The organism is Zavarzinella formosa DSM 19928 (assembly GCF_000255705.1).
In the GTDB taxonomy this organism is placed as follows: Bacteria; Planctomycetota; Planctomycetia; order Gemmatales; family Gemmataceae; genus Zavarzinella; species Zavarzinella formosa.
The window spans coordinates 277,574-298,962 of sequence record NZ_JH636448.1 but is presented as its reverse complement, the minus strand read 5'-3'; the positions used below and the strand labels follow the sequence as shown (position 1 = coordinate 298,962).

General features: G+C 58.3%; 29 protein-coding genes and 1 tRNA gene. 3 read left to right on the top strand and 27 right to left on the bottom strand.

Annotated features, from left to right (window positions below):
* Nucleotides 1-62: 62 nt before the first annotated feature.
* The 16 genes from BGIM_RS64050 to BGIM_RS0139980 form a co-directional block, all read right to left on the bottom strand.
* On the bottom strand, nt 63-1,109 hold the full coding sequence (locus BGIM_RS64050) for a hypothetical protein (RefSeq protein WP_157369790.1): 1,047 nt from the start codon (nt 1,107-1,109) through the stop codon (nt 63-65).
* A gap of 72 nt (nt 1,110-1,181) precedes the next feature.
* Nucleotides 1,182-1,427, bottom strand: a complete 246-nt coding sequence (locus BGIM_RS0140055; protein WP_020475231.1) for a MerR family transcriptional regulator — start codon at nt 1,425-1,427, stop codon at nt 1,182-1,184.
* A gap of 258 nt (nt 1,428-1,685) precedes the next feature.
* A complete protein-coding gene (locus BGIM_RS0140050) occupies nt 1,686-1,880 on the bottom strand; it encodes a DUF1737 domain-containing protein (RefSeq protein WP_020475230.1) in 195 nt (64 codons plus the stop codon).
* Between the two features lie 217 nt (nt 1,881-2,097).
* Complete coding sequence (locus BGIM_RS0140040; protein WP_020475228.1) at nt 2,098-2,397, bottom strand: hypothetical protein; 300 nt, start codon at nt 2,395-2,397, stop codon at nt 2,098-2,100.
* A gap of 1 nt (nt 2,398) precedes the next feature.
* A complete protein-coding gene (locus tag BGIM_RS59135; RefSeq protein WP_020475227.1) occupies nt 2,399-3,637 on the bottom strand; it encodes a DUF5131 family protein in 1,239 nt (412 codons plus the stop codon).
* Nucleotides 3,637-3,993 carry a hypothetical protein gene (locus BGIM_RS0140030; protein WP_040891705.1) on the bottom strand — a complete coding sequence of 119 codons (357 nt, stop codon included), beginning with the start codon at nt 3,991-3,993 and terminating at the stop codon, nt 3,637-3,639. The genes BGIM_RS59135 and BGIM_RS0140030 overlap by 1 nt, the downstream gene beginning before the upstream one ends.
* A gap of 2 nt (nt 3,994-3,995) precedes the next feature.
* Nucleotides 3,996-4,196, bottom strand: coding sequence for a hypothetical protein (locus BGIM_RS0140025; protein ID WP_020475225.1), 201 nt, complete (start codon nt 4,194-4,196; stop codon nt 3,996-3,998).
* The gene (locus BGIM_RS0140020; protein ID WP_020475224.1) at nt 4,196-5,782 is read right to left on the bottom strand and encodes an OLD family protein; all 1,587 of its coding nucleotides are present in this window, start codon (nt 5,780-5,782) and stop codon (nt 4,196-4,198) included. Before BGIM_RS0140020 ends, BGIM_RS0140025 begins: the two co-directional genes overlap by 1 nt.
* Nucleotides 5,782-6,363, bottom strand: a complete 582-nt coding sequence (locus BGIM_RS54980; RefSeq protein ID WP_020475223.1) for a hypothetical protein — start codon at nt 6,361-6,363, stop codon at nt 5,782-5,784. The genes BGIM_RS0140020 and BGIM_RS54980 overlap by 1 nt, the downstream gene beginning before the upstream one ends.
* Nucleotides 6,360-7,040, bottom strand: a complete 681-nt coding sequence (locus BGIM_RS54975) for a lambda exonuclease family protein (RefSeq protein ID WP_020475222.1) — start codon at nt 7,038-7,040, stop codon at nt 6,360-6,362. The genes BGIM_RS54980 and BGIM_RS54975 overlap by 4 nt, the downstream gene beginning before the upstream one ends.
* Nucleotides 7,040-7,309 (bottom strand): hypothetical protein, encoded by a 270-nt coding sequence (locus BGIM_RS0140005; RefSeq protein ID WP_020475221.1) that lies wholly within the window; start codon nt 7,307-7,309, stop codon nt 7,040-7,042. Before BGIM_RS0140005 ends, BGIM_RS54975 begins: the two co-directional genes overlap by 1 nt.
* The gene (locus BGIM_RS67965) at nt 7,309-7,437 is read right to left on the bottom strand and encodes a hypothetical protein (RefSeq protein WP_020475220.1); all 129 of its coding nucleotides are present in this window, start codon (nt 7,435-7,437) and stop codon (nt 7,309-7,311) included. The genes BGIM_RS0140005 and BGIM_RS67965 overlap by 1 nt, the downstream gene beginning before the upstream one ends.
* 9 nt (nt 7,438-7,446) lie before the next feature.
* On the bottom strand, nt 7,447-8,127 hold the full coding sequence (locus BGIM_RS0139995; protein ID WP_020475219.1) for a hypothetical protein: 681 nt from the start codon (nt 8,125-8,127) through the stop codon (nt 7,447-7,449).
* Nucleotides 8,128-8,215: 88 nt separating this feature from the next.
* Complete coding sequence (locus BGIM_RS0139990) at nt 8,216-8,524, bottom strand: hypothetical protein (RefSeq protein WP_020475218.1); 309 nt, start codon at nt 8,522-8,524, stop codon at nt 8,216-8,218.
* Entirely contained in the window at nt 8,525-8,677 is a 153-nt protein-coding gene (locus tag BGIM_RS64045) for a hypothetical protein (protein WP_020475217.1), read from the bottom strand.
* Entirely contained in the window at nt 8,674-9,021 is a 348-nt protein-coding gene (locus BGIM_RS0139980) for a MerR family transcriptional regulator (RefSeq protein WP_020475216.1), read from the bottom strand. The genes BGIM_RS64045 and BGIM_RS0139980 overlap by 4 nt, the downstream gene beginning before the upstream one ends.
* 412 nt (nt 9,022-9,433) lie before the next feature.
* On the opposite strand from BGIM_RS0139980, the gene BGIM_RS0139970 reads away from it, so the two are divergent.
* On the top strand, nt 9,434-10,156 hold the full coding sequence (locus BGIM_RS0139970; protein WP_157369789.1) for a hypothetical protein: 723 nt from the start codon (nt 9,434-9,436) through the stop codon (nt 10,154-10,156).
* A 256-nt stretch (nt 10,157-10,412) separates the two neighbouring features.
* Here BGIM_RS0139970 and BGIM_RS0139965 read toward each other — a convergent pair whose 3' ends face one another.
* The 8 genes from BGIM_RS0139965 to BGIM_RS0139925 form a co-directional block, all read right to left on the bottom strand.
* Nucleotides 10,413-10,844 (bottom strand): hypothetical protein, encoded by a 432-nt coding sequence (locus BGIM_RS0139965; RefSeq protein WP_020475212.1) that lies wholly within the window; start codon nt 10,842-10,844, stop codon nt 10,413-10,415.
* 96 nt (nt 10,845-10,940) lie between these two features.
* Complete coding sequence (locus BGIM_RS0139960) at nt 10,941-11,198, bottom strand: helix-turn-helix domain-containing protein (protein WP_020475211.1); 258 nt, start codon at nt 11,196-11,198, stop codon at nt 10,941-10,943.
* Nucleotides 11,195-11,479: a hypothetical protein gene (locus tag BGIM_RS0139955; RefSeq protein WP_020475210.1), complete on the bottom strand. Its 285-nt coding sequence runs from the start codon at nt 11,477-11,479 to the stop codon at nt 11,195-11,197. Before BGIM_RS0139955 ends, BGIM_RS0139960 begins: the two co-directional genes overlap by 4 nt.
* A 76-nt stretch (nt 11,480-11,555) precedes the next feature.
* Complete coding sequence (locus BGIM_RS0139950; RefSeq protein ID WP_020475209.1) at nt 11,556-12,110, bottom strand: hypothetical protein; 555 nt, start codon at nt 12,108-12,110, stop codon at nt 11,556-11,558.
* Between the two features lie 107 nt (nt 12,111-12,217).
* Complete coding sequence (locus BGIM_RS0139945) at nt 12,218-12,499, bottom strand: hypothetical protein (RefSeq protein WP_020475208.1); 282 nt, start codon at nt 12,497-12,499, stop codon at nt 12,218-12,220.
* 72 nt (nt 12,500-12,571) lie between these two features.
* Nucleotides 12,572-12,769, bottom strand: a complete 198-nt coding sequence (locus BGIM_RS0139940; RefSeq protein WP_020475207.1) for a hypothetical protein — start codon at nt 12,767-12,769, stop codon at nt 12,572-12,574.
* Nucleotides 12,770-12,883: 114 nt separating this feature from the next.
* On the bottom strand, nt 12,884-14,353 hold the full coding sequence (locus BGIM_RS0139935; protein WP_157369788.1) for a tyrosine-type recombinase/integrase: 1,470 nt from the start codon (nt 14,351-14,353) through the stop codon (nt 12,884-12,886).
* 175 nt (nt 14,354-14,528) lie between these two features.
* Nucleotides 14,529-14,603, bottom strand: a tRNA-Pro gene (locus tag BGIM_RS0139925).
* 1,041 nt (nt 14,604-15,644) lie between these two features.
* Between BGIM_RS0139925 and BGIM_RS0139910 the strand changes: the two genes are divergently transcribed.
* On the top strand, nt 15,645-16,088 hold the full coding sequence (locus tag BGIM_RS0139910) for a hypothetical protein (RefSeq protein WP_020475202.1): 444 nt from the start codon (nt 15,645-15,647) through the stop codon (nt 16,086-16,088).
* A 123-nt stretch (nt 16,089-16,211) separates the two neighbouring features.
* Here the strand turns inward: BGIM_RS0139910 and BGIM_RS0139905 are convergent, their stop codons facing one another.
* The 3 genes from BGIM_RS0139905 to BGIM_RS0139895 are packed head-to-tail and all read right to left on the bottom strand — an operon-like array spanning nt 16,212 to nt 18,757.
* Nucleotides 16,212-17,180, bottom strand: a complete 969-nt coding sequence (locus BGIM_RS0139905) for a GDP-mannose 4,6-dehydratase (protein WP_020475201.1) — start codon at nt 17,178-17,180, stop codon at nt 16,212-16,214.
* 4 nt (nt 17,181-17,184) lie between these two features.
* On the bottom strand, nt 17,185-18,150 hold the full coding sequence (gene gmd / locus BGIM_RS0139900) for a GDP-mannose 4,6-dehydratase (RefSeq protein ID WP_020475200.1): 966 nt from the start codon (nt 18,148-18,150) through the stop codon (nt 17,185-17,187).
* A 49-nt stretch (nt 18,151-18,199) separates the two neighbouring features.
* Nucleotides 18,200-18,757, bottom strand: coding sequence for an inorganic diphosphatase (locus BGIM_RS0139895; RefSeq protein ID WP_020475199.1), 558 nt, complete (start codon nt 18,755-18,757; stop codon nt 18,200-18,202).
* Nucleotides 18,758-19,190: 433 nt separating this feature from the next.
* Between BGIM_RS0139895 and fusA the strand changes: the two genes are divergently transcribed.
* On the top strand, nt 19,191-21,335 hold the full coding sequence (gene fusA / locus BGIM_RS0139890) for an elongation factor G (protein ID WP_020475198.1): 2,145 nt from the start codon (nt 19,191-19,193) through the stop codon (nt 21,333-21,335).
* Nucleotides 21,336-21,389: the final 54 nt, after the last annotated feature.

Here is a 21,389-nt window from a genome sequence, read left to right as displayed (position 1 = left end):
CTGTCGTCAAATTTTTCAACGCCTGGCGAACCACGTGCGGCCAGCGATCCGGTGAAACTCGCTCAACGTTCGCCATCACCTTGGGCGTCGGGGATTTGGCCATCGCCAAACAATGAAGCCCCGCTTTCAGATCCGGGTAAATCTTCCCGCTCGGCAGGTCGCCGGTACTTTCCGGCGGGGATTGCTTTTGCGAGTTGCTCAGGTCCGAACGTTGGGCTTCCGCGTGAGCCAGCAGCCGATCCATGAGAACCTGAAGCTTGTCTTGGGAAGATTCCGGCCCATCCGCTGGCAATGGATTTCGAGATTGCATCGACCGAGGCCTCTTCGCTGAATTTCGCAAGTTCCGTGAGTTGCTTCCGTGCGGACGTTGGCGTGATGGGCTTTCTTGCCTCGCGCCGATAATCGACCCATTCGGACCAAGCCAGTTTGAACCGCTCCGACGGGAAGGGGAGCTGCTCGGCTTTCGGGTCATATGGCTCCTTTCGTTTCGGCGATGGCGGCAATTCGGCGGGCCTTGGTTCCGGCTCATAAATCGTCACCGTCATTGCTGGAATGGAACAAGCGGCCTCGCCCGCTCCTTTTTTCTCTTCTTCAGGCAAAGGATCAGATAAAGGCAAGGAAGAAGGTTCGGCACTCTCCTCTCGCTTTCCTCCGCACTTTCCTCTCGCTTTCCTCTCGCTTTCCTCCGCACTTTCCCCCTTGATTTCGCGTAGGAAAGCTCGGTCAATAACATTCTCATATTCGGTCGGATTCTCGTCCGATGGACAATCATCCATGTCATTGAACTCGGCCGGAATAGTGACCCAATAGACTCCCGCCACTCCTCGTTTGCCCGGTTGATACTGAAGCCAACCTGCATTAACAGCCTTGGCCCTTATGCGAGCCAAGGCATCGACGTTGACCCCAATAAGTGGCATCAATTGCTCGTTGAAGAACGTCACGGGAGATCGATAGCTTTTTGCATCTTCTGTTGAGGCAACAACCGACAAAAGCCAGCAACCTTCGGGGCCTATCTGGTTGGCCAAGCAAACCTTGGCCATCAGTCTGTTGAACTTCATGGCGAAGAAAGGCCGACGTTTCGGGTATTTACTTGATTCGGCAACCATCACGAATCGGCCTTGTTGTCAGTTGATGCCCTTGGGACGCTTCCTTGCGGCGATTGAAATCCTTTGGCAGGCCAGTCATTGGCCGTCGCCCTCTTGCGTCTTCGCCTCGGCCTTCACCTGAGGGCAACCGTCCTCATACCACTTGTCCACAATGGCCCTCTTGAAGCGAATCGCTCCACGGGCGCGGACTCGGATCATTCCCGGAATCAAACCGGCGTTGGCCTGACTGCGAATCTGGATCTCGCTCAGGTCAAGAAGCCTGGCGATGTCCGGGATTCGATAGAGCGTTTTTTGCTCTTTGGCCGTCTCTGTGCTTTCCATGTGAACTCCGATATTGGGGCAAACGCACACCGACCTTCGCATGCGTCCCGTGTGAGAAATCTGACAAGAATTATGGAAAAATATCTTCAACCACTCCCCGGCCATACGGAACAACAGAACCATCAAGCTTCCGACAAGTCCGCAAAATACCCGTGTTTGCCCACAAATGCGGGCAAAGCGAGACGTTTGAGGCATATCGGGAGAAACGAGACGTTTGGGGTTAAACGAGACGTTCGGGAGACTCGGGACGTTCGGGTTTCACGCGGGCAACGGCCCGTACTTCACAAGGGTCTGAACGTACACAATGGGCGCCGTGCATTCCGGCTGGTTCGTGCAGGGCAATGCCGGCCCGAGCGGTTGCCATCCTTCGGCCAAATTCTCGTTCACTTTTGCGGCCAGCTTTCCGGGCTCGCATTCTTCGACGACGCGGTAGTTGGTGATTGCTCGCTCCATGTTTACGCCCTCTCAGAAGCGGCGGCTTCTTCGGCTGCCTTGCGGAAATCCCTGATTGCATTCAGGAGCCATTTGGCTCTTGACGAGAGATTGGCGGCCGCTTTCCGTCCTGCGATCACGTTGAATTTCGCTCCCGGCCTTGTGGCTTCAACGACCTCGTGCGCCTGTCTTTCGGCCCCGGCCAGCAAACTGATATCTTCCAAGCTCATACGCATCTTCACGCCCTCCCGATCAGGTTCAAATCCTCGGCCGTCCGTCGTGCCACCGCCGACAGTTCGGCGAGCATGGCCAGCACATCCGTTACGTTCATGTCGTCGCGGGGCATGTCAGCCTCGGACTTCAGCCACTCCATCAACACGGCCATTTGTTCGACGCCGTCAGCCAGTGTGCCGACGGGTTTTGCCGCTCTTGCCTGCACAATCACGTTGCCCGACGTCGCGGGGTAGCCTCGGGCCAGTGCGTGATACTGGCCGCTCAGCAGCTCGAAAGGGGCGGGGTTGGCGAATCGTTGCCGCATGTCATGCCCCCTTCGCAATTGGAAATTCGCGGACCTTTAAGTCTTCCGGCCATTCGGTGATGTCGCCGCCCTTTTTGTCTTTCAGGCCGAGAACGGTGTAGTTGCCGAACCCATCCCCGGAGAATTGAACCGGCGAATCCGGCCCGGTGTGTCCCGGCCATTGTTCGTTGGTCAACAACCGGGTGGAGGCGTTCTCGCCGAGTTGTTTCACGAAAGGCGCCACACTGGCGATCTTGCATTGACGGACGATGTCGCTGGCCCATCCGATTTGAAACTGTCGGGCATCGGCTCCCGACTCGCCACCGACAATGACCCAATCAATGCCATTGCCTTCTTGTCGAGGGAATATCTGTCTGGCAGGTAGTCCGCGACCATTGAAGGCATGGCTGCCCGACCATTGATCTTGCTTTCCGCAGTCCGGGCAAACCTTCAGCCACTGGCCGGAGAAGTAGCCACGGCATCCGCTACACTGCCATTTGATGAGCAGCCATCTCGACAGATCAACTGGCCCAAGAAGCGGCTCGCAGGACAGGAACCGGACAGCCGCCGGAATCTTGAGCAAGTGCGGAATGCGTTCGTCGGCCGCCTTCTGGTTCTCGACCGATGTGCCGATCCACACATTGGACGGAACATCAATTCCCGCAGCCCAATTCGCCGCCCAAATAAGAGTCTCATCGTGGTTTGCATCGAACACCGTGCGGATGCAGGACATCGCCAAGCCGAAATTCTCCGGTCGTTTTGTGAGGAGCAACCAATCAAGATGAGGCGTTCGACGGATCAAATCAAGCAAACGAAACCGGGCATGAGCCATCGTCACGATATCCCGGCCGATCTTCAGTTCAGAGGGGACAAAAGCGTCTCCCCGCTTCGCAAGATATCTCTCTTTGGAATCCTTCATCGGACCGTTCCAACTCTCAAACACGTCGCCCAACGACGCACAAAATACGCGGGGTCGCTCTGCCACTTCTTCGACAAAACCAGCGTCCCCGCAGAAACGATGATTGTGATCGCTGGCGTCAATCAATGCCTGTTGTGCCTGGCGATTCCACTTCAACGGCTCGACCCACTTGGCCTCGCTGGCCACAACCCGCGTGCCGTTCGGTCCCCATTGGCCCAAGACTTTCGGGTTGATGCCGCTCATCGACTCGGCGTAACAGTTGGCACAACCGGCCGACACTTTTGTGCAACCTCGCCACGGATTGAACGTGTGGTCCGTCCATTGGATCTTTGAGTTTTCCATTACTTCGCAGACTCCTTAATCGGGATGCTCAGGGCCTTCATCAGCCGCCGAAGTTCGCCCCGCGTGCGATTGATCGGGTCTCCGTCCTTTGCCTCTTCCGGTCGTGCGAAGAAGCGTTGCAGGGCCGCTTCGATGTCAACAGATTCGCCGCCTTCCGAGACGAGTCCGACGGCTTGAAGCCATTCGGATGTCGCGGGCTCGTCATCGTCGGCGGGATGATCGGCAAGCCATGCCAGGGCAAGCAATCGCAGATCGATGCCGGGCATGAGCGATCTGTCATTGATGCCTTGAATGCCGCTGTAGTCGCCGGTTCGGACCCGATGGGCGGCTGCCTTAATCATTTCGACGCTGCTCATGGTCATCCTTTCAGGGCGTTCGTGTTTGGTTGGGCAAGGTCGCCGAACAAGTGGCCGGGTTCGGGTTCGCCTGCCTTCTGGGTCTCGACTTCAGGGGGGCAATTGCTGCAATCACCCTTCAGGTTCCAGCCACATTTGCATTTGGCATCGGTGGGAAGACTGGCCAAATAACGCATATGGTCGCGTTGATCTGAGTTGAACATTACTTCACGCTCTCCATCGGGTTTCCGCAGTAAACTTCAGCATGGATGGGCTCAGGCTCAACCGCATCCGAAGCCTTGGCCGTGAGGACGACAACGCCGATCTGCCGGGCGATGGCGTCCACCGACTTGCGAGCAATCCCGTCCAAGCCCTCCCAATACTCTTGGGGCAACACAAGCAGCCCGCCCGTCCCGACTCTGGCAAGCCCGAGCATCATGGCGATGCGTGTGCGTTCGCCGTGGGAAAGGTCGGCAAAATACACCTGGCCCCGCTCTGTCTTGGTCGTCAATCGGCCGTCAATGATTTTCAGCCCGTCCGCGTGGATGGCGTTCGTAACGATGTCCTCGACCATGGCAGCCGCCGCCCGGTATTCGGCCGCAACGCTGGCCTGATAGCCAAACCTCAACTTCGCGTTATCGGCTTTGGCGAGACATTGCAATGAACGGCGAATGGCGGTCGCTCGCTCGACGCCGAGGCGAGCGTCAGCCACGGCGTTTGCAGCGTCGTTGACCTCGGCCGCTGTCGGAGGCTCCTCGAAGCTGGAAGCGATGAAATCCTCTAATGTCTTCCGCGTGGCATCAATACTGACGGCCGAAGCAAGCTCGGCACGTTTCGCGTGGAGCGCCGAGCGTGTGAAGCGTTCTTCTTCGCAAGATTCCTTTATCCTCTTTTGAAGCTCGTCCAGTTTGGCGTTCAAATCTTCCGTGACGGCCTTCCGAGTGTTCAATTGCTCTTGTGCAAAATTAACCTCGCCTTCGAGTTTCAAAACAGAGGACTCGGGAAGCTCGGCCAATCCTTTTCTTGCATGATCGAGTTTCGCCGCCTCGCGTTCGCAGGATGCAATCTTGGCATGAATAGCGTCTTCGTGCCGGATGGCATTGGAGACGGATTCATGAAGCGATTCCATGGATGGGATTTCGGTGATATCGGCGGGGACTTCGCCAGCCTGGCTTCGGTAAGTTTCCTCCTCCGTTTTGTGTTTCTTGGCGCTTTCCTCAAACTCACGGGCCTTGTTCTCGGCACGGCGTTTTACTTGTGCCGCCATCTCGATGAGATCCCAACTCGACGATCCACCTTCGGGAAACATCGTCTCGAATTGGTGAGAGTCGAGCGGGGCGTCATCGCCGACGTGAAGCACGTCGAACAGCTTCAGGTCCGCTTTCACTCCCGCGAGATTCGCAAGGCTCTTGATGCGTGCCCGGTCGGCGGCTTCCGGCGAGCTGATGCCCGGATCGATGAACCCGGCCAAGTCGATGCTGTGTTCCACCTTGACCGCTTCAAGCTCGCCCGTCCGCGTGTTGCGAGAACGGGCGAAGTTGATCCGCACTCCCAACCCTTCCGCATGCCCTTTCAACGATCCGTCTTTGAGCGTCACACCGGGAGCGTTGCCACCGTTAAGGATCGACTCAGCCGTTTTGATGGCGGTCGATTTCCCGCATCCGTTGTTGCCCCGGAGAACCACTACGCCCGCCGAGGGAATGGGGATGTTCAGATGCTCAATCGGACCGGCGTTCACGATGGTGATTGCCTTCACCTGTTGTGCGGCCTCCTCGATTGCGGGAGGCGTTTTCTTCATTGTTCTGGCCATTATGATTTGGTCCCTTCGTCGTCAGTTTTGGGTGTCAGTTCCGCTTTCCGCTTGTCCTTTGCGACCGTGATTGCCGCCCGTGATTCGTCGTCCGCGAACGCTTTGCCGGCCTTGGTTACCACTGCTTTCAGTGCGTCCAAGGTTGCCGCCTTTTCGATCTCGGCAATCGTTTCCGCGAGCGTTGGCCCCATCACAAGAGGCTGAACGGTGAAGGGCTTTTTGACTCCCTTTGTCACCGTGAGAAGAATCGTCTCCGCCCTCTCGATATGGCTCATGTGGGAGATGCGAATCCCCCCTACTTCTTGAGTTCCAAATCTCACGGTCGGATCGCAATAGAGCGTCATGGATCGCCCGGCATATTTGTTGCCGTCCGCTCCCCATAGCTCGACCAGCACGCGGCACATGGATTTGCAAGGCTTGAACGGCCGTCCGTTGTCGTCCTCGTAATGCAGCGTGACGGGCTGCTCGCCTTGCTTCACGATGACCTTTGTCACCGTGATCGTTTTTGTTCGGCCGCCCGCGAGCGAGTCGGCGTTTAGCTGGTCACTTTTCGGCACTATTGCTTTGAGCATGTCGCTCATACGAAAATCTCCGTTGCCCGGCGTTCGGTCGGAATCAGCACCGTTTGCTGGTCCTCTTTCCACCCTTGGTATTTGTCCATGAGCATCCCGAGTTGCACATGAAAGGCCTTCGCCGCCGTGATGATGGCCCGCTGCATTTCTTCCTTTGCCGGCACGCGAATAACGATCATGTAAGTGCCGCCGCAAAAGCTAATGAAGTCGCACCATTTCCGGCGCGTGACGAGCAAGCCCGTCTGAATCTGAATCATGTACTCCTCGGGAACGATCCCGGAGAGCGTCGTTTCAAGCTGGTACTTTTGCTTGCGGCTCTTAACCTCGATCGCGCCGTCTTTGCCGACAAGCCCGTCAGGAGAGTAGCCGAGTGTGAAACCAAATTCGTCGTTCGTGACGAACCCCACTTCCTCGACAGGCTCATAGTGTTCCGAGTATGCCTGTCGTGCGTAAAACTCGTCATCCTTGCCGCGTTGCATATCGTCGTTGACGAAGGCTTGCTCAACGAATTTGTTGATCCGTTGCGCCGCCAGTTCGTGCATGTGCGAACGTGATTTCTCGTTGTTCGCATACTTCAGCGTGGATGGCGTGATGATGTTTTTCATCTCGCTCGCCGTCAGCAGGCCGCAACGGATCGCGTGCCATTCGGGCGAACCCTGTGTTAGGTCTCGGTGGTAACGAATCATCACGCACCCGCCTTTCTCTTCTGCAAATGCTCCACGATCTCCACGTTCGCGAAGCCGATCAGCACTTGCTCAGTCGCCGCGTTGCGAAGCTCCAACAGGTAATTCACCTGATAGAGCATGTTCGTCCGGGCAAGAACGGCGTTCACCTGATACGCCCCTTCGACCTTGCCCGAGCGGTATTTCACATAGTCGCCGGGAGCGAAGTCGCATCCCGGATCGGAGATCGCATCAGCGTTTGCCGATGCGATCAAAGCTCCTGCCGTCACCATCAAATCCCCCTGATAAAAACCACGATTCCATACACGCCGAACGCTCCCACGAACGCCCCGGCCACCGTCAGAAACGCCCCCGAAAAGCACACGAACAAAGCCCGGCTGAAACGTTCTTGCGTTTCCATTTGGGAGCCTCAGAAGGGGATGTAATTGGTGTCAAGACAGTGGCCGCCAATGCTGATGTGGCGAGCGGAGGTCCATCGTGTTTCGCCCGCGTGAGCCTGCCCTTCGTCAATCTGGATGTGAACCGTGTCGCCTTCGTCCGGGCCGGTCGGGGATGACACGACGCCGCTCCCATAATTTCGGCACCGCACGGGGAGCCCCACTGGCAGGGCCGCATTGATGAGATCGGGAAGCGTCCGCTCAAGCTTTTCATGAGCCGTCACGGCCGCTTCAAGTTCTTCCAATGGTGTCAACGCAACGGCCATCGGAAGCTCTTCCTTCGGAATCACGACCGTCGCTTCGGCGTTGTCCTCGGGAATCGTCTTGATGCCGCCAAAGTCGTCGTCTTCCTCGGTCGGTTCGGGATGCTCGGGCGGGTAAATCGTGAGCATGATCGAGTCACAGATGATCCGCTCCGTCGTCGAGCCATTCATGCTGTCATGTCGCACCTGCGAGATTTCAACCGCCTCCGAATATCCCTTGTCTTCGAGCCGGATAAGCACAGCCGTGATGACGTAAGGGTCATTCGGATTGCCGTGCTTCAACGTCGCCTTGCACCCGAGTTTTTCGCGTGCCTCGCGAATGGTTGCATCGACCATGAGCGATTCGATGCTGTCAAAATCATTAACCTCAAGAACGTTGCATGCCGCCATCTTTTGCCCTTCGATAAGCGTGCAAAACCCACGGCCACGTCAAGCAAACGTGGAACCCAATGTGAATTGCGTGATGATTGTTCCCGGATTACGCCGGGCCGTTTGCCAGTCTGTCAGCCTGTTCGATCCCGCGTTCGGTCACCCAATACCGAACGCCCGTCACTGTCCTGATTCGCTCAAGCAGCCCGTCCGATTCGAGCCGGGCCACCGCTTCGACCTCGATTGTCCGCAGTTGCAAATCGGCCGGCGTGAAGCCTTCATCCCTGAACCGCATCGCCAGCCTCAGCACCTTTCGGGAAGTCGCCGCCAGCCGCGGATAAGCCGCCCGCTTGGTGGTGTTGATCTCGCCTTCCGTGTGGGTCGACACTTCCCCGGCGTGGTTGGCGCGATGGCTCATCTAGCCCCTCACAAACAGCAGAAGCGAAACCGCCGTGAGCAAGGCGCTCACAATGGGAGTCGCAAATTCCAGCCACCACGGCCGCCGTTCAAGCCGGTCGATCTTGGCTTGGATCGGGCACTTGTCAACGCGGGTGACGATGTCCGTTCTCACGCCGCTTCCTCCTTCTTGCCCGGCAAATTAACGCCCAACTCACGCAGTTGGGCCACCGCCTCACGCAACCGCTTCTTTCGCTCCCGGACTTTTGGCACGGGGGCATCACTTGCACGTCCCGGATTTTGGGCCGCCACGAACTCTGACAGGTCGGCCTCCGTGATGTGATGACGGCCCCCGATCTTCAGGGATCGCAGCTTGACGCGGCGACTCCCGACCAGCACGCCACTGTTCAGCCAGCGGTTGACGGCCTTCAGCGACACATTGCCGCATCTGGTCGCCACGTCTTGCGGGCTAAGCGAGCCAATCACCACTCGTTGTTCGTCCACCGTTGCACTGCTCATCAAAATCTCTCCTTCCTGTGCGAGACGTTCGCGGCATCCCGAGACAGTCGGGGCGATGCGAGACGTTTGAGGCACATCGAGACTATCGCCCATTTTGCACAGTTAGCAAATGATATCAATTGTTTTTCTTTGAAACATAATCGTCACAACCCGAGTTTGACCTTGCGGAATGTTCGGGTAATCTGGCAGTCATGGCAAAAAGGCCCGCAAAAACCGACTCTGACAACGACACTGTTGCCATCCTTGTGAGGCTTGATCCGCAAATGCACGCGGCCTTTGAAGCGTTCATTGAGGCCCAAAAGTTCAAACCAACAAAGCAATCCGTGTTCGTCGGTCTCCTTGAAACGCTCCTGAAAACGGACGGATTTTGGCCTCCCAAAAAGGCCGACACTTCACCCTGATCGGATTCGCCATGCCCCCACCGGAACGACCTTACCAGCCTCGCCGACATTCGCCACCCTCGCCGGCGTTGCCCCCGCCAATCCCATCCCGCACGCCAGCACCATCACCCAAGCTTCGGCGACGACGCATTCAGGCGATTGTTGCCGTCAGCCTTGCGGTCATGTGTTTCGTTGTTTTCTCGATCGCTTTTGTCGCCATAAAACTCATTGGCGCCATCCAGAAAGATCACATTGCTGAGTCGTCGGCCACCGGTCGCTCTGCTTCGCCCGGCTACGCAAAAGAGGGCGACTGGCAGACCATCGGCAACATCCGGGTCCGCGTTGGATCTGCCAAAGTCGAGAAGGTTTCCGTCACCGAATTCAGGGAATCGCACACATCCAGAGATACGCTTCTCCGGGTGACGATAGACATCGAGAATCTCAGCCAAAACAAGAAGGCCGACTACAGGTCTTGGCAATGGGCCAACGCATTTTTGCCAACCACCGCCGAATGCAAGGACGATATCGGAAACCATTATCGGTCCGTCAAATTTGGCGTCATGGCCAAAGTGGACGGCGCAATCGAGGGCGACTCTATTTATCCAGGCAAGCGAATTAGTGACACGCTGATATTTGAGCATCCGGTGGCAGCCGCCAAATACGTAACCTTGGACCTGTCGGCCGGAGCAGTTGGACTGACCGGCGAATTTAAACTCCGCATCGAAATCGATCCTCATGATTACCCGAAAGAATGACCCCTTTCCCGTTAATCCCGCATCGCCTCATCCCCTCATCTCTCCCGCTTGACCCCGTTCGTCTCGTTTCTCCCGCGTCTCACAACAGAATAACGGCGAGCCAAAGGAAGGCGGGAGGAAGGCGGGAGGAAATACGGGGGAATGAAAAAAGCCCGGCGTTTCGGCCGGGCTTCTCATCAATCAGTGCTGATGTGTGTCAACAAAAAAACCGCCAGCCTTGGCGGTCAACGCATCGCCTCATCCTGATGCGTCAACCTCACACGACTTTCGCCGGACGGACCAGGCAGAACGTGCCGAGTCGCCCGCCGTGTTCATGCCCGGAGCAAATCATTTTGCCCCACGCGGGATGCTTGGCAAACAGGTCGCGGAGCTTTTTTGACTCCGCGCCGGCATGATCCAAAAGCGTTACTTGATCCACGCAAGGCGTGCCATTTTCCCATGCGTGAAACAGCACGGAGACGATTGGACGTTGGAGCGGGGTGAAGTGGTAGACCCGGCCGAACCAGGCCACAGACGCGAATCCGGGGCCGGGAATGGCACGGTCGGGATCTTCGCCAGACGGGCCGGGAGTGCCAGGCGAGGGCGGTTTGCCGGGTGGGATTTGGCTCCCGTCCAATGGCAGACAGACGCCGAGGAACATTGTGCCGCCCGATTTGCGGGCGGCCTCAAACAGAGGATTGGGATTCATGGGACGATTCCGAGAGAGGGTGTGAAAAGAAGCCTCTCCAAGATTAACGTGAAGATTAGAAGTGTCTATCTCGGTAGTTGCAAAATGTTCAAGCGGTCAAATTCTCGGGACCGGCGCCGCGATGCCGAGCAGCTCGTATAGATCGACCTCCAGCACGGGGGCAAGCCGGGCAACGACCCACAGAGACGGCTCGGTCCGGCCGCTGAAATAGTCGCCGAGTTTGCCCCGCGAGATGCTTGTTCGGCTCGCCAGATCGCCGAACGAAAAGCCAATGGCAATTCTGGCTGCGTCCAATCGCTGGCCGACACGGACACGGAATTCGTCACGGGGATCGGGCGCTTTTTCGCTCATCATTCCTCACTTGTTTTGGGCACGTTGCAAATTTTCATCAACCACTCCACGACCTCGGCGAATCTCTCAGCCGGGGCAAACCGCTCCGCGATCATCGCCGCATCGTCCCGACTCTTGGGCTTACCACACCGCCGGATGTCGTCCAGTTGGTCTGGCGTTATCCCGAGCGAAACAGCCAATTCGGCCCGGCTCAGCCCATTTGCGACGGCGTACCGGGCGACGTGGTGGCCGGCGAAATACGGTCGCATTTCGGTGTCGCGGGTCCAGCGGGCGGTCGGGTCCATCGGTTAATCTCCTGTGCGTGTGGGTGTCAGGAGTAGTTCCCGGCGTCGGCCGGGAGTTCGACAAAAATCCGGCGAATTATTCGGCCGCCCCGGAGTCGGCCGCGTCACCAATCAGCCCGTCAATCCATGGCAGGAACGTGGACGGCTTGCCTGTGTCCCACTCCATCCGGCCACCAACGTGAGGCGGGAGGTAGCGGGCCTTGGCATCGCCGATCTTGTGCGGCACGTGGACGACCGGGGCATCGCCACCCGCGAACTCGACGGCAATCGTGACGTGCCTGCCCTCGGTCCATGTGCCAGACCAACACAGAGTCACCACACCATTATCCCCGAGCCTGACCGACGCTCGGGGCTGATTGGTCCCCTCGTCGTCACGGGCCACGGCGAGCAGCTCCGCGGCCGCCGCAAGCAATGTCTCGGCATCAGGAGCATAGACGCACATCCGTGTCAGCACATCGTACACCCGGCGGTTTTCCTCGCCGTGTCCGGGAGCGGCGAGGCCACACCATTTTTCGACGGCCCGAGCGAGGGCCGCGCGGCAGGCAATGATGTCGGCTCGTGAATTTTCGGCCGTGTTGGCTAGGCCGAAGAAGGCCCATCCGGCGGGGGCGTGAGTCAGGGTATCGGTCATGCGAGTCTCCAAATTTAGTCGTGTGAGTAATACGCCGGACCATCGCCCGGCGTGACAAGTTTTTGTGGCCATCGCACGGGCGAAGTGCGACGGGAAAACTGGGAAAATCAAACCAATCCGGTCGAAGCAATCGTGTGAAATTGCGTCCTGAAAATCGTGCTGGCCGGCTTCCGAAATTCGCGACACAAGGCGGCGTGGGCCAACGGGAACAGAGAGGCTTCGGTCGGTCCCTCCACCGTGGCAATCTCCCACGGCTGGCCCTCGGGCTTGCTGCTGTGGCAATGGACGTGTGTGTACCAGATGTGCCCGCCGTCGTCAGTCGCTGCCTTCTCCGGACAAAGGAGGACGATCTTCGAGAGATCCATCACGGGTGTGTGAGCAGCGGTCATGTCGAGTCTCCAAAATATTAGTTGGTGGTGTCAATCAGGGGCCGGTGAGTCCGGCCCCGCGTCACGGTCGGGTTACCAGCTATAGTGCTGGCCGTTGCTGGCCACATAGCCCTTGGCCGTTTTCTTGCCGCCGTCGATGATCTCGGCGGCAATCTCCTCTTGGATGTTGGCCGGACAGTTGTCGGCCGTCGCGGCCTTCCAATTGTGGCCCACGCCGCTGGCGTCGATCTTGATCTTCTTGCCTTCGATGATCACTTGTTCGGTTGTCATGGTCGAGTCTCCTTCGTTCGTGTCGGTCGCCGTTGTGGCGGCGTGATGGAACTATTTGTACCCCATATCGGGTACACTGTCAATTATAATTTACGATGAATTGCAAAATAATTTTCACCCAACCTCTCGGGCGATCCGGCGGGCAACCTCCTCGGTCGGCCTGCTGTACACGCGGGCCGTCACCTCGGGAGTGTCGCCGATCCTTGCCGCCGCTCCCTCCACGGACTCGTAGGTGTGCCGGACGAAATCGGCGTGTGTGTGCCTCAGTCGCCTGGGCTCCCACGGTGTCGCGCCCGCTCGCACGCACGCGGCCGCAATGATCCGGGCATACCTCTCCCGCTTGATCGGCAGCCATTCCCCCCATCGTCCTTTGCGTGCGGGGAGAAAGCCGAACACGGTCCGCTCGGGCGGGCAATCGGCGAGCAGCGGGGCAAGGATGGCTTGGGTTTTCGGCCCGAGGAAAAACGTCAGGTCGCGATCCGCGTGAGCCATTTTGTTGATGTGGTCGGGCACATCGTACTTCCATTCGGAAATTCGCCGATCGATATCGCATGCCCGCATTCCGCACACCGATTGTGGCCTCATCCCGCACAGCCATTGCACACGGATCATCGCCTCGATCATTGCCCGGCGTGACTCGTCTCCGGGCCAGAGATGCGGGAATATCGCCACGATGTCAGCCTCCGGAATTGGCTCGGGCTTCTCCCATTCGGGGGCCTCGGTCTGGCCTCGTTTCACGCGGGGCACATACTCCAACAGTGCGGGCAAATCTTGCCCGCAATAACCCTTGACCGCACACCATTTGAAGATGCGAATAATCCGGCCGGCCGTCTGGTTGATCGTCTCCCTGGCCTGCCCTCGCTCGATTAGCGAATCCATGCACCGCTGAAGGTCATCGGGCCTGTAATCGATCACTCGCATTTCATTTTCGGCGTTGGCCAACAGCACTTCGACGGCCGTTCTCATGCCGTAGTATTCGGTGGTAGGCTTGCCATTTTTGCGATAGATCCGGGCGGCTTCGACCAGATACCCCGCGGCCGCTTCGACGAGCGTGGCCTCACCTCCCTTCGGCTCTTTGGCCCTGACTTGCCCGTTCGCCCAATCGACGCAAAAGCGGGCGTACTTGTCTCTCGCCTGCTGGCTGCCATAGAGGCCGAAATAGACGACAGTCTTTTCGCCGCCCGTCTCCCATCTTGCGTATGCCTGTCCGTTTGGATGTGGCTTCATTGCGGGGCAGGGCCGGGGATTGCCGGATTGATGCCGCCCGCCTCCCCGGAATTTCTGACTCGGCCTCTTCGACACGGCGTCTTCCGGCGTCCATTTGAGCCGGTCGATTCGCGTGCAGATCGTGGCCGGGGGAACCTTGTGTCTGGCGCTCCATTGCTGGACGGTGAGCGATTCGCCAAACGCGGCGATGATGCGGACCTTCGAGCCTTTGGAAACGGCGTCCTCGGGTGACCATCTGAGCAAGTCGAGGCGGGAATAAATTGTCGCGACGGGAATGCCGTGACGATGGCTCCAATCACGCACGGAAAGAGTTTCCCCGAATGCGGTCACCATGCGAATTTGTTTGTCGGGCTGCACCGGCGAATCTCCGTTTGACCGGGTGATTCTTCCCGATCACGGGACGCGATGCAATGTCGGAAACGCGGGAGATTTGTGATTTAATTCACGACGTTGCATCGACGATGCAGGTTGATTGATTTGAAACAAGTCCCCAGAAATGCGAAAACCCCCGGCAAAACCAGGGGTTTTCTAATCGGGCTGGCGGGATTTGAACCCACGACCTCCTGCACCCCAAGCAGGCGCGCTAGCCGAACTGCGCTACAGCCCGATCATTCAAAGAATCCGAGTGCCAAACAGGACATTGTCGGCCGGGGTCGGGTTCACGGGGACAGTCTATGAATCCCGGCCACTATCTTTCAAGGGCGCATTTCTATTGCGTCGGGATTCGGGGCTAATTCGTTTTCCAATCGTTGACTTCAAATTCCCCAAATCAGCGAAGCACCTCGTTGACTTGCCCGATTCGACGGGGTAGCATCATTCCCATCTCAATGTCTTTTCCAAGCAGAAACGCTTCTCCGCGTGATCGTTGCCGCCCTATCTCGATTAGCCGTGGCACTATCCCTGATGGGTCAGTGCGTGATGGCCGTTGGATTGCCGGCAATTGGGCGGGTGAGTGCGGCCGATGATTGCTCCAAGTGCGGGTGCTGTCCCGCTGATCGAAACGCGAAGGTTTGTTGCTGCACGAAACCAGTCGCGCCCAAACCCGCTCCGACATCCGCACGGGCGATGGAGTGTTGTCATGTTCCGGCCACGCCTGTCAAACATGCTTGTTGTGAGGAAACGGCCGGGCCGGAATCGTTGACGGTCGTGTTTGTCGCGGGCGTCTTTGCCCAAAAATGTCGTGGCTTGGTTGATGGCCCCGGTTTGTCTGGCGGGGCGGCCGTTCTGCCGGATGCCCCCGTCTGCCTGATGATTGACCTTCCCGGCGAAACCGTTGAGTTTGCCGATTCCACCTTTCCCGACGCCCGATCAGAACCTCCGACGCCTCCCCCTCCGCGAGCCGGACTCGTGACGCTTTTACCCTCAAAAGCCTCCGGTCTTAATCCGGGAGAGGCTGGCGTTTTGACGGTTGGTGGAAGTCGTGTTTCCGTGTCGTTGGTGTGATGTTGAGGAACCTCCCCCCGGCGAATAAACGCGGTCTCGCGTGCGTCTACCCTCCCAGTCGGCCGTGGGTTCGATTCCCGCCGGAGGCACTGTTGGCGTTGGCCGGACAGTCTGCCATTTTGATTGATTTCGCCATTGCGATGTAATCGCCGGGAGCGGTTTCCGGCGATTCTCGATATGAATCAGTTGCTCGCTAGGAGTTCCGATGAAGCTGTTTGGTGTGAAGGGGTTGGCCGCGGCCGCCCTTGTGTTCAGCATGGCTGTCCTTGTCGGTGGCGGGGACACGGTTGCCCAGGACAAGAAAGAAGCCAAGAAGGAACTTCCCAAGAAGATCGAAACGATCAAGCACGTGATGGCCGCCCAAAACCAACTCAAGGGCGCCGTTCCGAAGGCGATCAAGGCCGGCGATTGGGACACGGTCAAGAAGCAAGCGACGGACTGGGTGGCCGCCGCCGAAGTGATGGCCGGACAGAAGCCGAAGAAGGGTGACGAAGCGAGCTGGAAGGAACTGACCGACAAATACACGGCCGAGACGAAGAAACTGCTCGCCGCCGCCGAAAAGAAGGACACCGACGCCGCCACGGCCGCCATCGCCTACCTCAGCGATGGCAAGGGCACCTGCGGCGGCTGCCACAGCAAGCACAAGTAAGATTTGAAAACACCGGGTGTTCCCTGTGTGGAAAAGAGAAAGCCGCATGACTCGCCCCCGCAAAGGGCAAGAGTCATGCGGCTTTCTCTTTTCCACAGAATTCAAACGACACGAAATGCCAGGTCAACGGGCGGGAGTTTGCGCGATTCGCTCCCGCCAGTCAGCCAGCAAATCGACAAGCGTTTGATTAATATCGATGGCGGGCTGCCAGCCGGTGACGCGGGTCAGTTTGCCGTTGTCCACTCGGCTGATGGCGGTGTCGTTCTTGCGGTTGGGGTCGGTTTGTTCGTTTACTTGGACCGAGGCGGTTGTCATTCGCCGAAGCCGTTCCAGAATGTCGCGCATCACAAATGTGCCGCCAGAACCAGCGTTGTAGGCTTCCCCCGTCGCCCCTTTTTCCATTAACAGGACATACGCCCGCACCATGTCGCGGACATCCGTGAAGTCTCGTTGTGAATCCAAACCGCCGGTGAGGATCGTGGGGAGATGCTGCCCCGCCTCGATGGCGGCGAGTTGGCGGGCGAAGTTGCTGGCGGCGTAGTCGGTTGCCTGTCCGGGACCGATATGGTTGAACGGCCGGACAATCACGACGTCCAAGCCGGGATGCCGGGTCGCTTGATAACTTAACAAGTCAGCGGCCGCCTTGCTCGCGGCATACGGCGAAGCGGGCCGTAGTGGTTGGTTTTCCGTGCAGAACGGGAAATCCGGGGTGGAGTCGCCATATACCAGTCCGGTCGAAACATACAAGACGCGGGCCGAACACCCGACGACGGTCATTGCCTCATAGAGGGACTGCGTCGCTGTGAGATTGCCGTCCCAAGCTGCTTTTGGTTCCCGGAAGGACTTGCCGGTGTTTGCGTATCCGGCGAGGTGAAAAATCCAGCCGGGTTGGATTTGTTGGATGATTGTCGACAGCCCGGCCGTGTCTCGCAGGTCGATTGCATGAAGGGGAACAGACTCACCAAGGGACGCCCGGCGGGCAACCGGGCGAGTTTCCCTGGCGAGGCCGATCACCTCGTGCCCCGCCTCTCGCAAGCGGGCGGCGAGATGGCCGCCGACAAAGCCCGTCGCCCCCGTGATCAGGCATCGCATTAGGTCAGGCCCCGCCTTGGCGTTTCAGGTCGAAATCGACCATTCGCTTCACCAAGCCCGGAAAATCCAGCTCCGGTTTCCAGCCGAGAATCCGGCTGGCCTTGGAGGGATCGCCCAGCAGCAAATCCACCTCGGCCGGACGCATGAACGCCGGATCTTGAACAACGAATTTTTTCCAGTCCAGCCCGACGTGATCGAAGGCGATTTCAATCAATTCCTTGACGGTGTGTGTTTCCCCGCTGGCGACGACAAAATCGTCCGGGGTGTCTTGCTGAAGCATCAGCCACATCGCCCGGACATAATCACCGGCGAAGCCCCAGTCCCGCTTGGCATCCATGTTGCCGATGCGGAGTTCTTTTTGTTTGCCGGTCTTGATGCGGGCCACCGCGTCCGTCACCTTGCGGGTCACGAATTCCTTGCCCCGGCGCTCGCTCTCATGGTTAAACAAGATCCCCGAGACGCAGAACATCTGGTAGCTTTCACGGTAGTTCACCGTGATGAAGTGCCCGTAGGCTTTCGCCACCCCATACGGGCTGCGAGGGTAGAACGGCGTCTCTTCCCGCTGCGGCGTCTCCTGCACCTTGCCGAACATTTCACTGCTGGAAGCTTGGTAGAATTTGATTCCCTTCGCGTCCGTCTGCCGGACGGCTTCCAGCATCCGCGTGACCCCCATGGCCGTGATGTCGCCGGTCAGCAGGGGTTGTTTCCAACTGGTGGGGACGAAACTCTGGGCGGCCAGGTTGTAAATTTCGGTTGGCCGCACCTCCCGGACCACTTCCGTGATGGAAGAGAGGTCGTTGAGATCCGCTTGGTGCAGTTTGATGCGATCAGTGATGTGATTGATGCGTTCAAACGTCTCCGTGCTGGATCGCCGGACAAGACCGTGAACCTCATAACCTTTTTCGAGCAGCAGTTCCGCGAGATAACTGCCGTCCTGTCCGTTAATGCCTGTGATCAAGCCCTTCTTCATTCCACTTCCTCGGAATCGGGGGGTTGTTGGTATGTCCCTGAGATTTACTTCAAATTTTCACATTGCCCATCGAACTGCGGAACCGGTCCACGGAAGACCGCACTTCGTGGGTGGCCTCGTCCGCACCGATCCAGCCAAGCGACTCCGTGAGAGCCCCTTCAAGTTGCTTGTAGGTGCCGAAGAAGTGTTCGACTTCCCGCAGAAAGTGCGGGGGGACATCCTCCAGCTTGCGGACATGCCCGAACAGCGGGTCCGCGTTCGGCACGCACAGCACCTTGAAGTCGTCAAATCCCTTGTCCTTCATGCGGAACATGCCAACCACGCGGGCTTCGATCAGGCAGCCGCTGAAGGTCGGCTCGTTCACCATCGCCAAAATGTCGAGTGGGTCACCGTCGGCCGCAAGTGTCTGCGGGATAAACCCGTAATCGCCGGGGTAGACGGACGAAGAGTACAAATATCGGTCTAATCGGATGAGGCCGGTTTCCTTGTCCAATTCAAACTTGTTGCGTCGGCCCTTGGGGATTTCCACGATCATGTTGACCACGGAGGGGATGTCTGTCCCCGGGGAGATCATCATGTAGTCGCTGTGATATGAACTGCGTGCCATTGGACGGGTCCCATGAGAGCAAAGGGTTACCGTGTCGGTGTATCAGAAATGAAGCCCCTTTGAAGATGACACGGTGACACGGCGACACGGTGACACGGTGAAAAACCTAAAAACCTAACTTGTCCGGAGAGAAAGAAATCTCCGGCGATCTGATTTTTCACCGTGTCGTCGTGTCGCCGTGTCACCGTGTCATCTTCAAAGGGTGGACGAATGCCGGTCCCGGCTTATATTCATAGCTTGGTGAGATCGTTCGCCCTGTCAGGCGGCATCGGGGGCGTTACGTCGTCGTTGCCGGTTCATCGATAATAGTGAACCTGAAACGACCCCATGAACGTCTAATCACGGTTGGGTGCGATTCCGGGATGTGTGGTGCATCCCGCGACACCCTTTTTTTCCTTTTGGGAGCCGGCGGGGCCTCTTCCGGCCGTCATTCATGCTCGACAAACTCAGAAACATTGGCATCATCGCCCACGTGGACGCCGGGAAAACCACGACCACGGAGCGAATCCTTTACTATAGCGGCACCAAACACAAGTTCGGTGACGTGGACGACGGCGACACCACGACCGACTTTGACCCGCTCGAACGTCAAAAAGGCATCACCATCAACTCGGCCGCCGTGTCGATTGACTGGAAAGATTCACACGACAATGACGTTGCGATCAACATCATCGACACCCCCGGCCACGTGGACTTCACGGCCGAAGTTGAACGGTCCCTGCGCGTCCTCGACGGCGGCGTGTGCGTGTTCTGCGCTGTGGGCGGCGTGGAAGTGCAGTCCGAAACCGTGTGGTTCCAGGCCAACAAGTACAAAGTCCCCCGGATCGCGTACATCAACAAGCTGGACCGGCTCGGCTCGGACTTTAAGGGTTGCGTCAAGGAGATGCAGACCAAGCTCCACTGCGTCCCGGCGATCTGCGCAATCCCGGTCGGCGAGTCGAGCGAGTTCAAGGGCATCATTGACCTGATCGAAAACAAGTTCGTCTTGAAGGACGACACCGACAAGACACACGTGCGGAAGTCGCTCGTCGAAATCCCGGAGTCTCATCAGGACATCGCGGCCGAATACCGCGAGAAACTGCTCGACACCGCCTCGCTGGCGGACGACGAAATGGCCGAGATGATCCTGGAGGGCAAGGAAATCTCCAAGGAACGGCTGATCGCCGCCCTGCGCAAGGGGACCATCGAAGGCAAGTTCAACCCGGTGTACTGCGGGTCGTCCAAGACCTTCCACGGCGTGCAGGTTCTGCTTGACGCCGTCGTGAATTTTCTGCCGAGCCCGCTCGACCGGCCGCCGGTCGAGGCGATCAACCCGAAGACCAAGGAAAAGGTCATTCGCAACCCGGACCCGAAGGATCCGTTCTCCGGACTGGCCTTCAAGACCGTGGCCGAGTCGAACGGGGACTTGGTGTATGTCCGCGTATACTCCGGCGTGCTCAAGCAGGGTGCGTCTGTCATCAACACGACGTTCAATCGTGGCGAGCGCATCGCCCGGTTGTATCGCATGATGGGGAACACTCGGCAAGAGCTTGACGAAGCGCAACCCGGCGCCATTGTCGCCGTGGTCGGCCTGAAGAACACGTACACGGGGAACACCCTGTGTGACGAGGACCATCCGGTCGCCTTGGAATCGATTTCGTTCCCGAAGCCGGTGATCTCGGCCGCCCTGACCACCGGCAAAACGGTGGACACCGGCAAACTCGGCGAAGCCCTCGGTCGCATGACCCGGGACGACCCGACGATCAAGGTTCACACGGACGAAGAAACGAAGGACACGATCCTCAGCGGGATGGGCGAGCTTCACTTGGAAATCACCCTGGAGAAGATCAAGCGAACGCTTGGCCTTCCGCAGGGCGACCCGATTCTGTCACTCGGCAAGCCGCGGGTGGCTTATCGCCAGACGCTGGGTCGGGCAACCGAACTGGTGACGAAGTTCGTCAAGCAAACCGGCGGTCGCGGGAAGTTCGCCGTGATCCACGTTCGCTACACTCCGCTGGATGCGGAGGGAATCGAAAAGTGGACCAAGCAGACGATCGAGGACGGGGACAAGCCCGATCCGAACAACGTCTACTTTGCCAGCGAAATCGTCGGCGGGGTGGTTCCGAAGGAATATGTCCCGTCCGTGGAAGACGGCATTCGCAACATGGCCAAGAGGGGGAGCAAGTATCCCTTCCCGTTCGTGGACTTGGAGTGCGTGTTGTTCGACGGGAAGATTCACCCGGTGGACTCCTCGCAGGACGCCTTCCGCATGGCGGCGGAAGAAAACTTCCGTGACGTGCAGCAAGCGGTCGGCATCAAGCTGCTTGAGCCGATCATGACCGTGGTGGCCGTCAGCCCCGAGCAATATCAGGGTTCGATCACCGGGGACATCAACCGTCGTCGCGGGGTGATTGAAGAAATCACCTCCGAAAAGGGACGCGGGATCATCCGGGCGAAGGTGCCGCTGGCCAACCTGTTCGGCTACACGTCTGACCTGCGAGGCGCCACCTCCGGCACGGCGAGCTTCTCAATGGAGTTTAGCCACTACGCTGAAGTGAACGAAAGCCTGGCGGACATCCCCAAGCCGGATAAGAAGTAACGCGAGTTGAAGTGATGAATGAGCCGGTCGCCGGGAAACTGGCGGTCGGCTTTT

Excerpts from the sequence above, each read along its gene's own strand:
- BGIM_RS0140055 (WP_020475231.1), bottom strand. The coding sequence starts at position 1,427 with ATGGAAAGCACAGAGACGGCCAAAGAGCAAAAAACGCTCTATCGAATC.
- BGIM_RS0140050 (WP_020475230.1), bottom strand. The coding sequence starts at position 1,880 with ATGGAGCGAGCAATCACCAACTACCGCGTCGTCGAAGAATGCGAGCCC.
- BGIM_RS0140040 (WP_020475228.1), bottom strand. The coding sequence starts at position 2,397 with ATGCGGCAACGATTCGCCAACCCCGCCCCTTTCGAGCTGCTGAGCGGC.
- BGIM_RS59135 (WP_020475227.1), bottom strand. The coding sequence starts at position 3,637 with ATGGAAAACTCAAAGATCCAATGGACGGACCACACGTTCAATCCGTGG.
- BGIM_RS0140030 (WP_040891705.1), bottom strand. The coding sequence starts at position 3,993 with ATGAGCAGCGTCGAAATGATTAAGGCAGCCGCCCATCGGGTCCGAACC.
- BGIM_RS0140025 (WP_020475225.1), bottom strand. The coding sequence starts at position 4,196 with ATGTTCAACTCAGATCAACGCGACCATATGCGTTATTTGGCCAGTCTT.
- BGIM_RS0140020 (WP_020475224.1), bottom strand. The coding sequence starts at position 5,782 with ATGGCCAGAACAATGAAGAAAACGCCTCCCGCAATCGAGGAGGCCGCA.
- BGIM_RS54980 (WP_020475223.1), bottom strand. The coding sequence starts at position 6,363 with ATGAGCGACATGCTCAAAGCAATAGTGCCGAAAAGTGACCAGCTAAAC.
- BGIM_RS54975 (WP_020475222.1), bottom strand. The coding sequence starts at position 7,040 with ATGATTCGTTACCACCGAGACCTAACACAGGGTTCGCCCGAATGGCAC.
- BGIM_RS0140005 (WP_020475221.1), bottom strand. The coding sequence starts at position 7,309 with ATGGTGACGGCAGGAGCTTTGATCGCATCGGCAAACGCTGATGCGATC.
- BGIM_RS67965 (WP_020475220.1), bottom strand. The coding sequence starts at position 7,437 with ATGGAAACGCAAGAACGTTTCAGCCGGGCTTTGTTCGTGTGCTTTTCG.
- BGIM_RS0139995 (WP_020475219.1), bottom strand. The coding sequence starts at position 8,127 with ATGGCGGCATGCAACGTTCTTGAGGTTAATGATTTTGACAGCATCGAA.
- BGIM_RS0139990 (WP_020475218.1), bottom strand. The coding sequence starts at position 8,524 with ATGAGCCATCGCGCCAACCACGCCGGGGAAGTGTCGACCCACACGGAA.
- BGIM_RS0139980 (WP_020475216.1), bottom strand. The coding sequence starts at position 9,021 with ATGAGCAGTGCAACGGTGGACGAACAACGAGTGGTGATTGGCTCGCTT.
- BGIM_RS0139970 (WP_157369789.1), top strand. The coding sequence starts at position 9,434 with ATGCCCCCACCGGAACGACCTTACCAGCCTCGCCGACATTCGCCACCC.
- BGIM_RS0139965 (WP_020475212.1), bottom strand. The coding sequence starts at position 10,844 with ATGAATCCCAATCCTCTGTTTGAGGCCGCCCGCAAATCGGGCGGCACA.
- BGIM_RS0139960 (WP_020475211.1), bottom strand. The coding sequence starts at position 11,198 with ATGATGAGCGAAAAAGCGCCCGATCCCCGTGACGAATTCCGTGTCCGT.
- BGIM_RS0139955 (WP_020475210.1), bottom strand. The coding sequence starts at position 11,479 with ATGGACCCGACCGCCCGCTGGACCCGCGACACCGAAATGCGACCGTAT.
- BGIM_RS0139950 (WP_020475209.1), bottom strand. The coding sequence starts at position 12,110 with ATGACCGATACCCTGACTCACGCCCCCGCCGGATGGGCCTTCTTCGGC.
- BGIM_RS0139945 (WP_020475208.1), bottom strand. The coding sequence starts at position 12,499 with ATGACCGCTGCTCACACACCCGTGATGGATCTCTCGAAGATCGTCCTC.
- BGIM_RS0139940 (WP_020475207.1), bottom strand. The coding sequence starts at position 12,769 with ATGACAACCGAACAAGTGATCATCGAAGGCAAGAAGATCAAGATCGAC.
- BGIM_RS0139910 (WP_020475202.1), top strand. The coding sequence starts at position 15,645 with ATGAAGCTGTTTGGTGTGAAGGGGTTGGCCGCGGCCGCCCTTGTGTTC.
- BGIM_RS0139905 (WP_020475201.1), bottom strand. The coding sequence starts at position 17,180 with ATGCGATGCCTGATCACGGGGGCGACGGGCTTTGTCGGCGGCCATCTC.
- gmd (WP_020475200.1), bottom strand. The coding sequence starts at position 18,150 with ATGAAGAAGGGCTTGATCACAGGCATTAACGGACAGGACGGCAGTTAT.
- BGIM_RS0139895 (WP_020475199.1), bottom strand. The coding sequence starts at position 18,757 with ATGGCACGCAGTTCATATCACAGCGACTACATGATGATCTCCCCGGGG.
- fusA (WP_020475198.1), top strand. The coding sequence starts at position 19,191 with ATGCTCGACAAACTCAGAAACATTGGCATCATCGCCCACGTGGACGCC.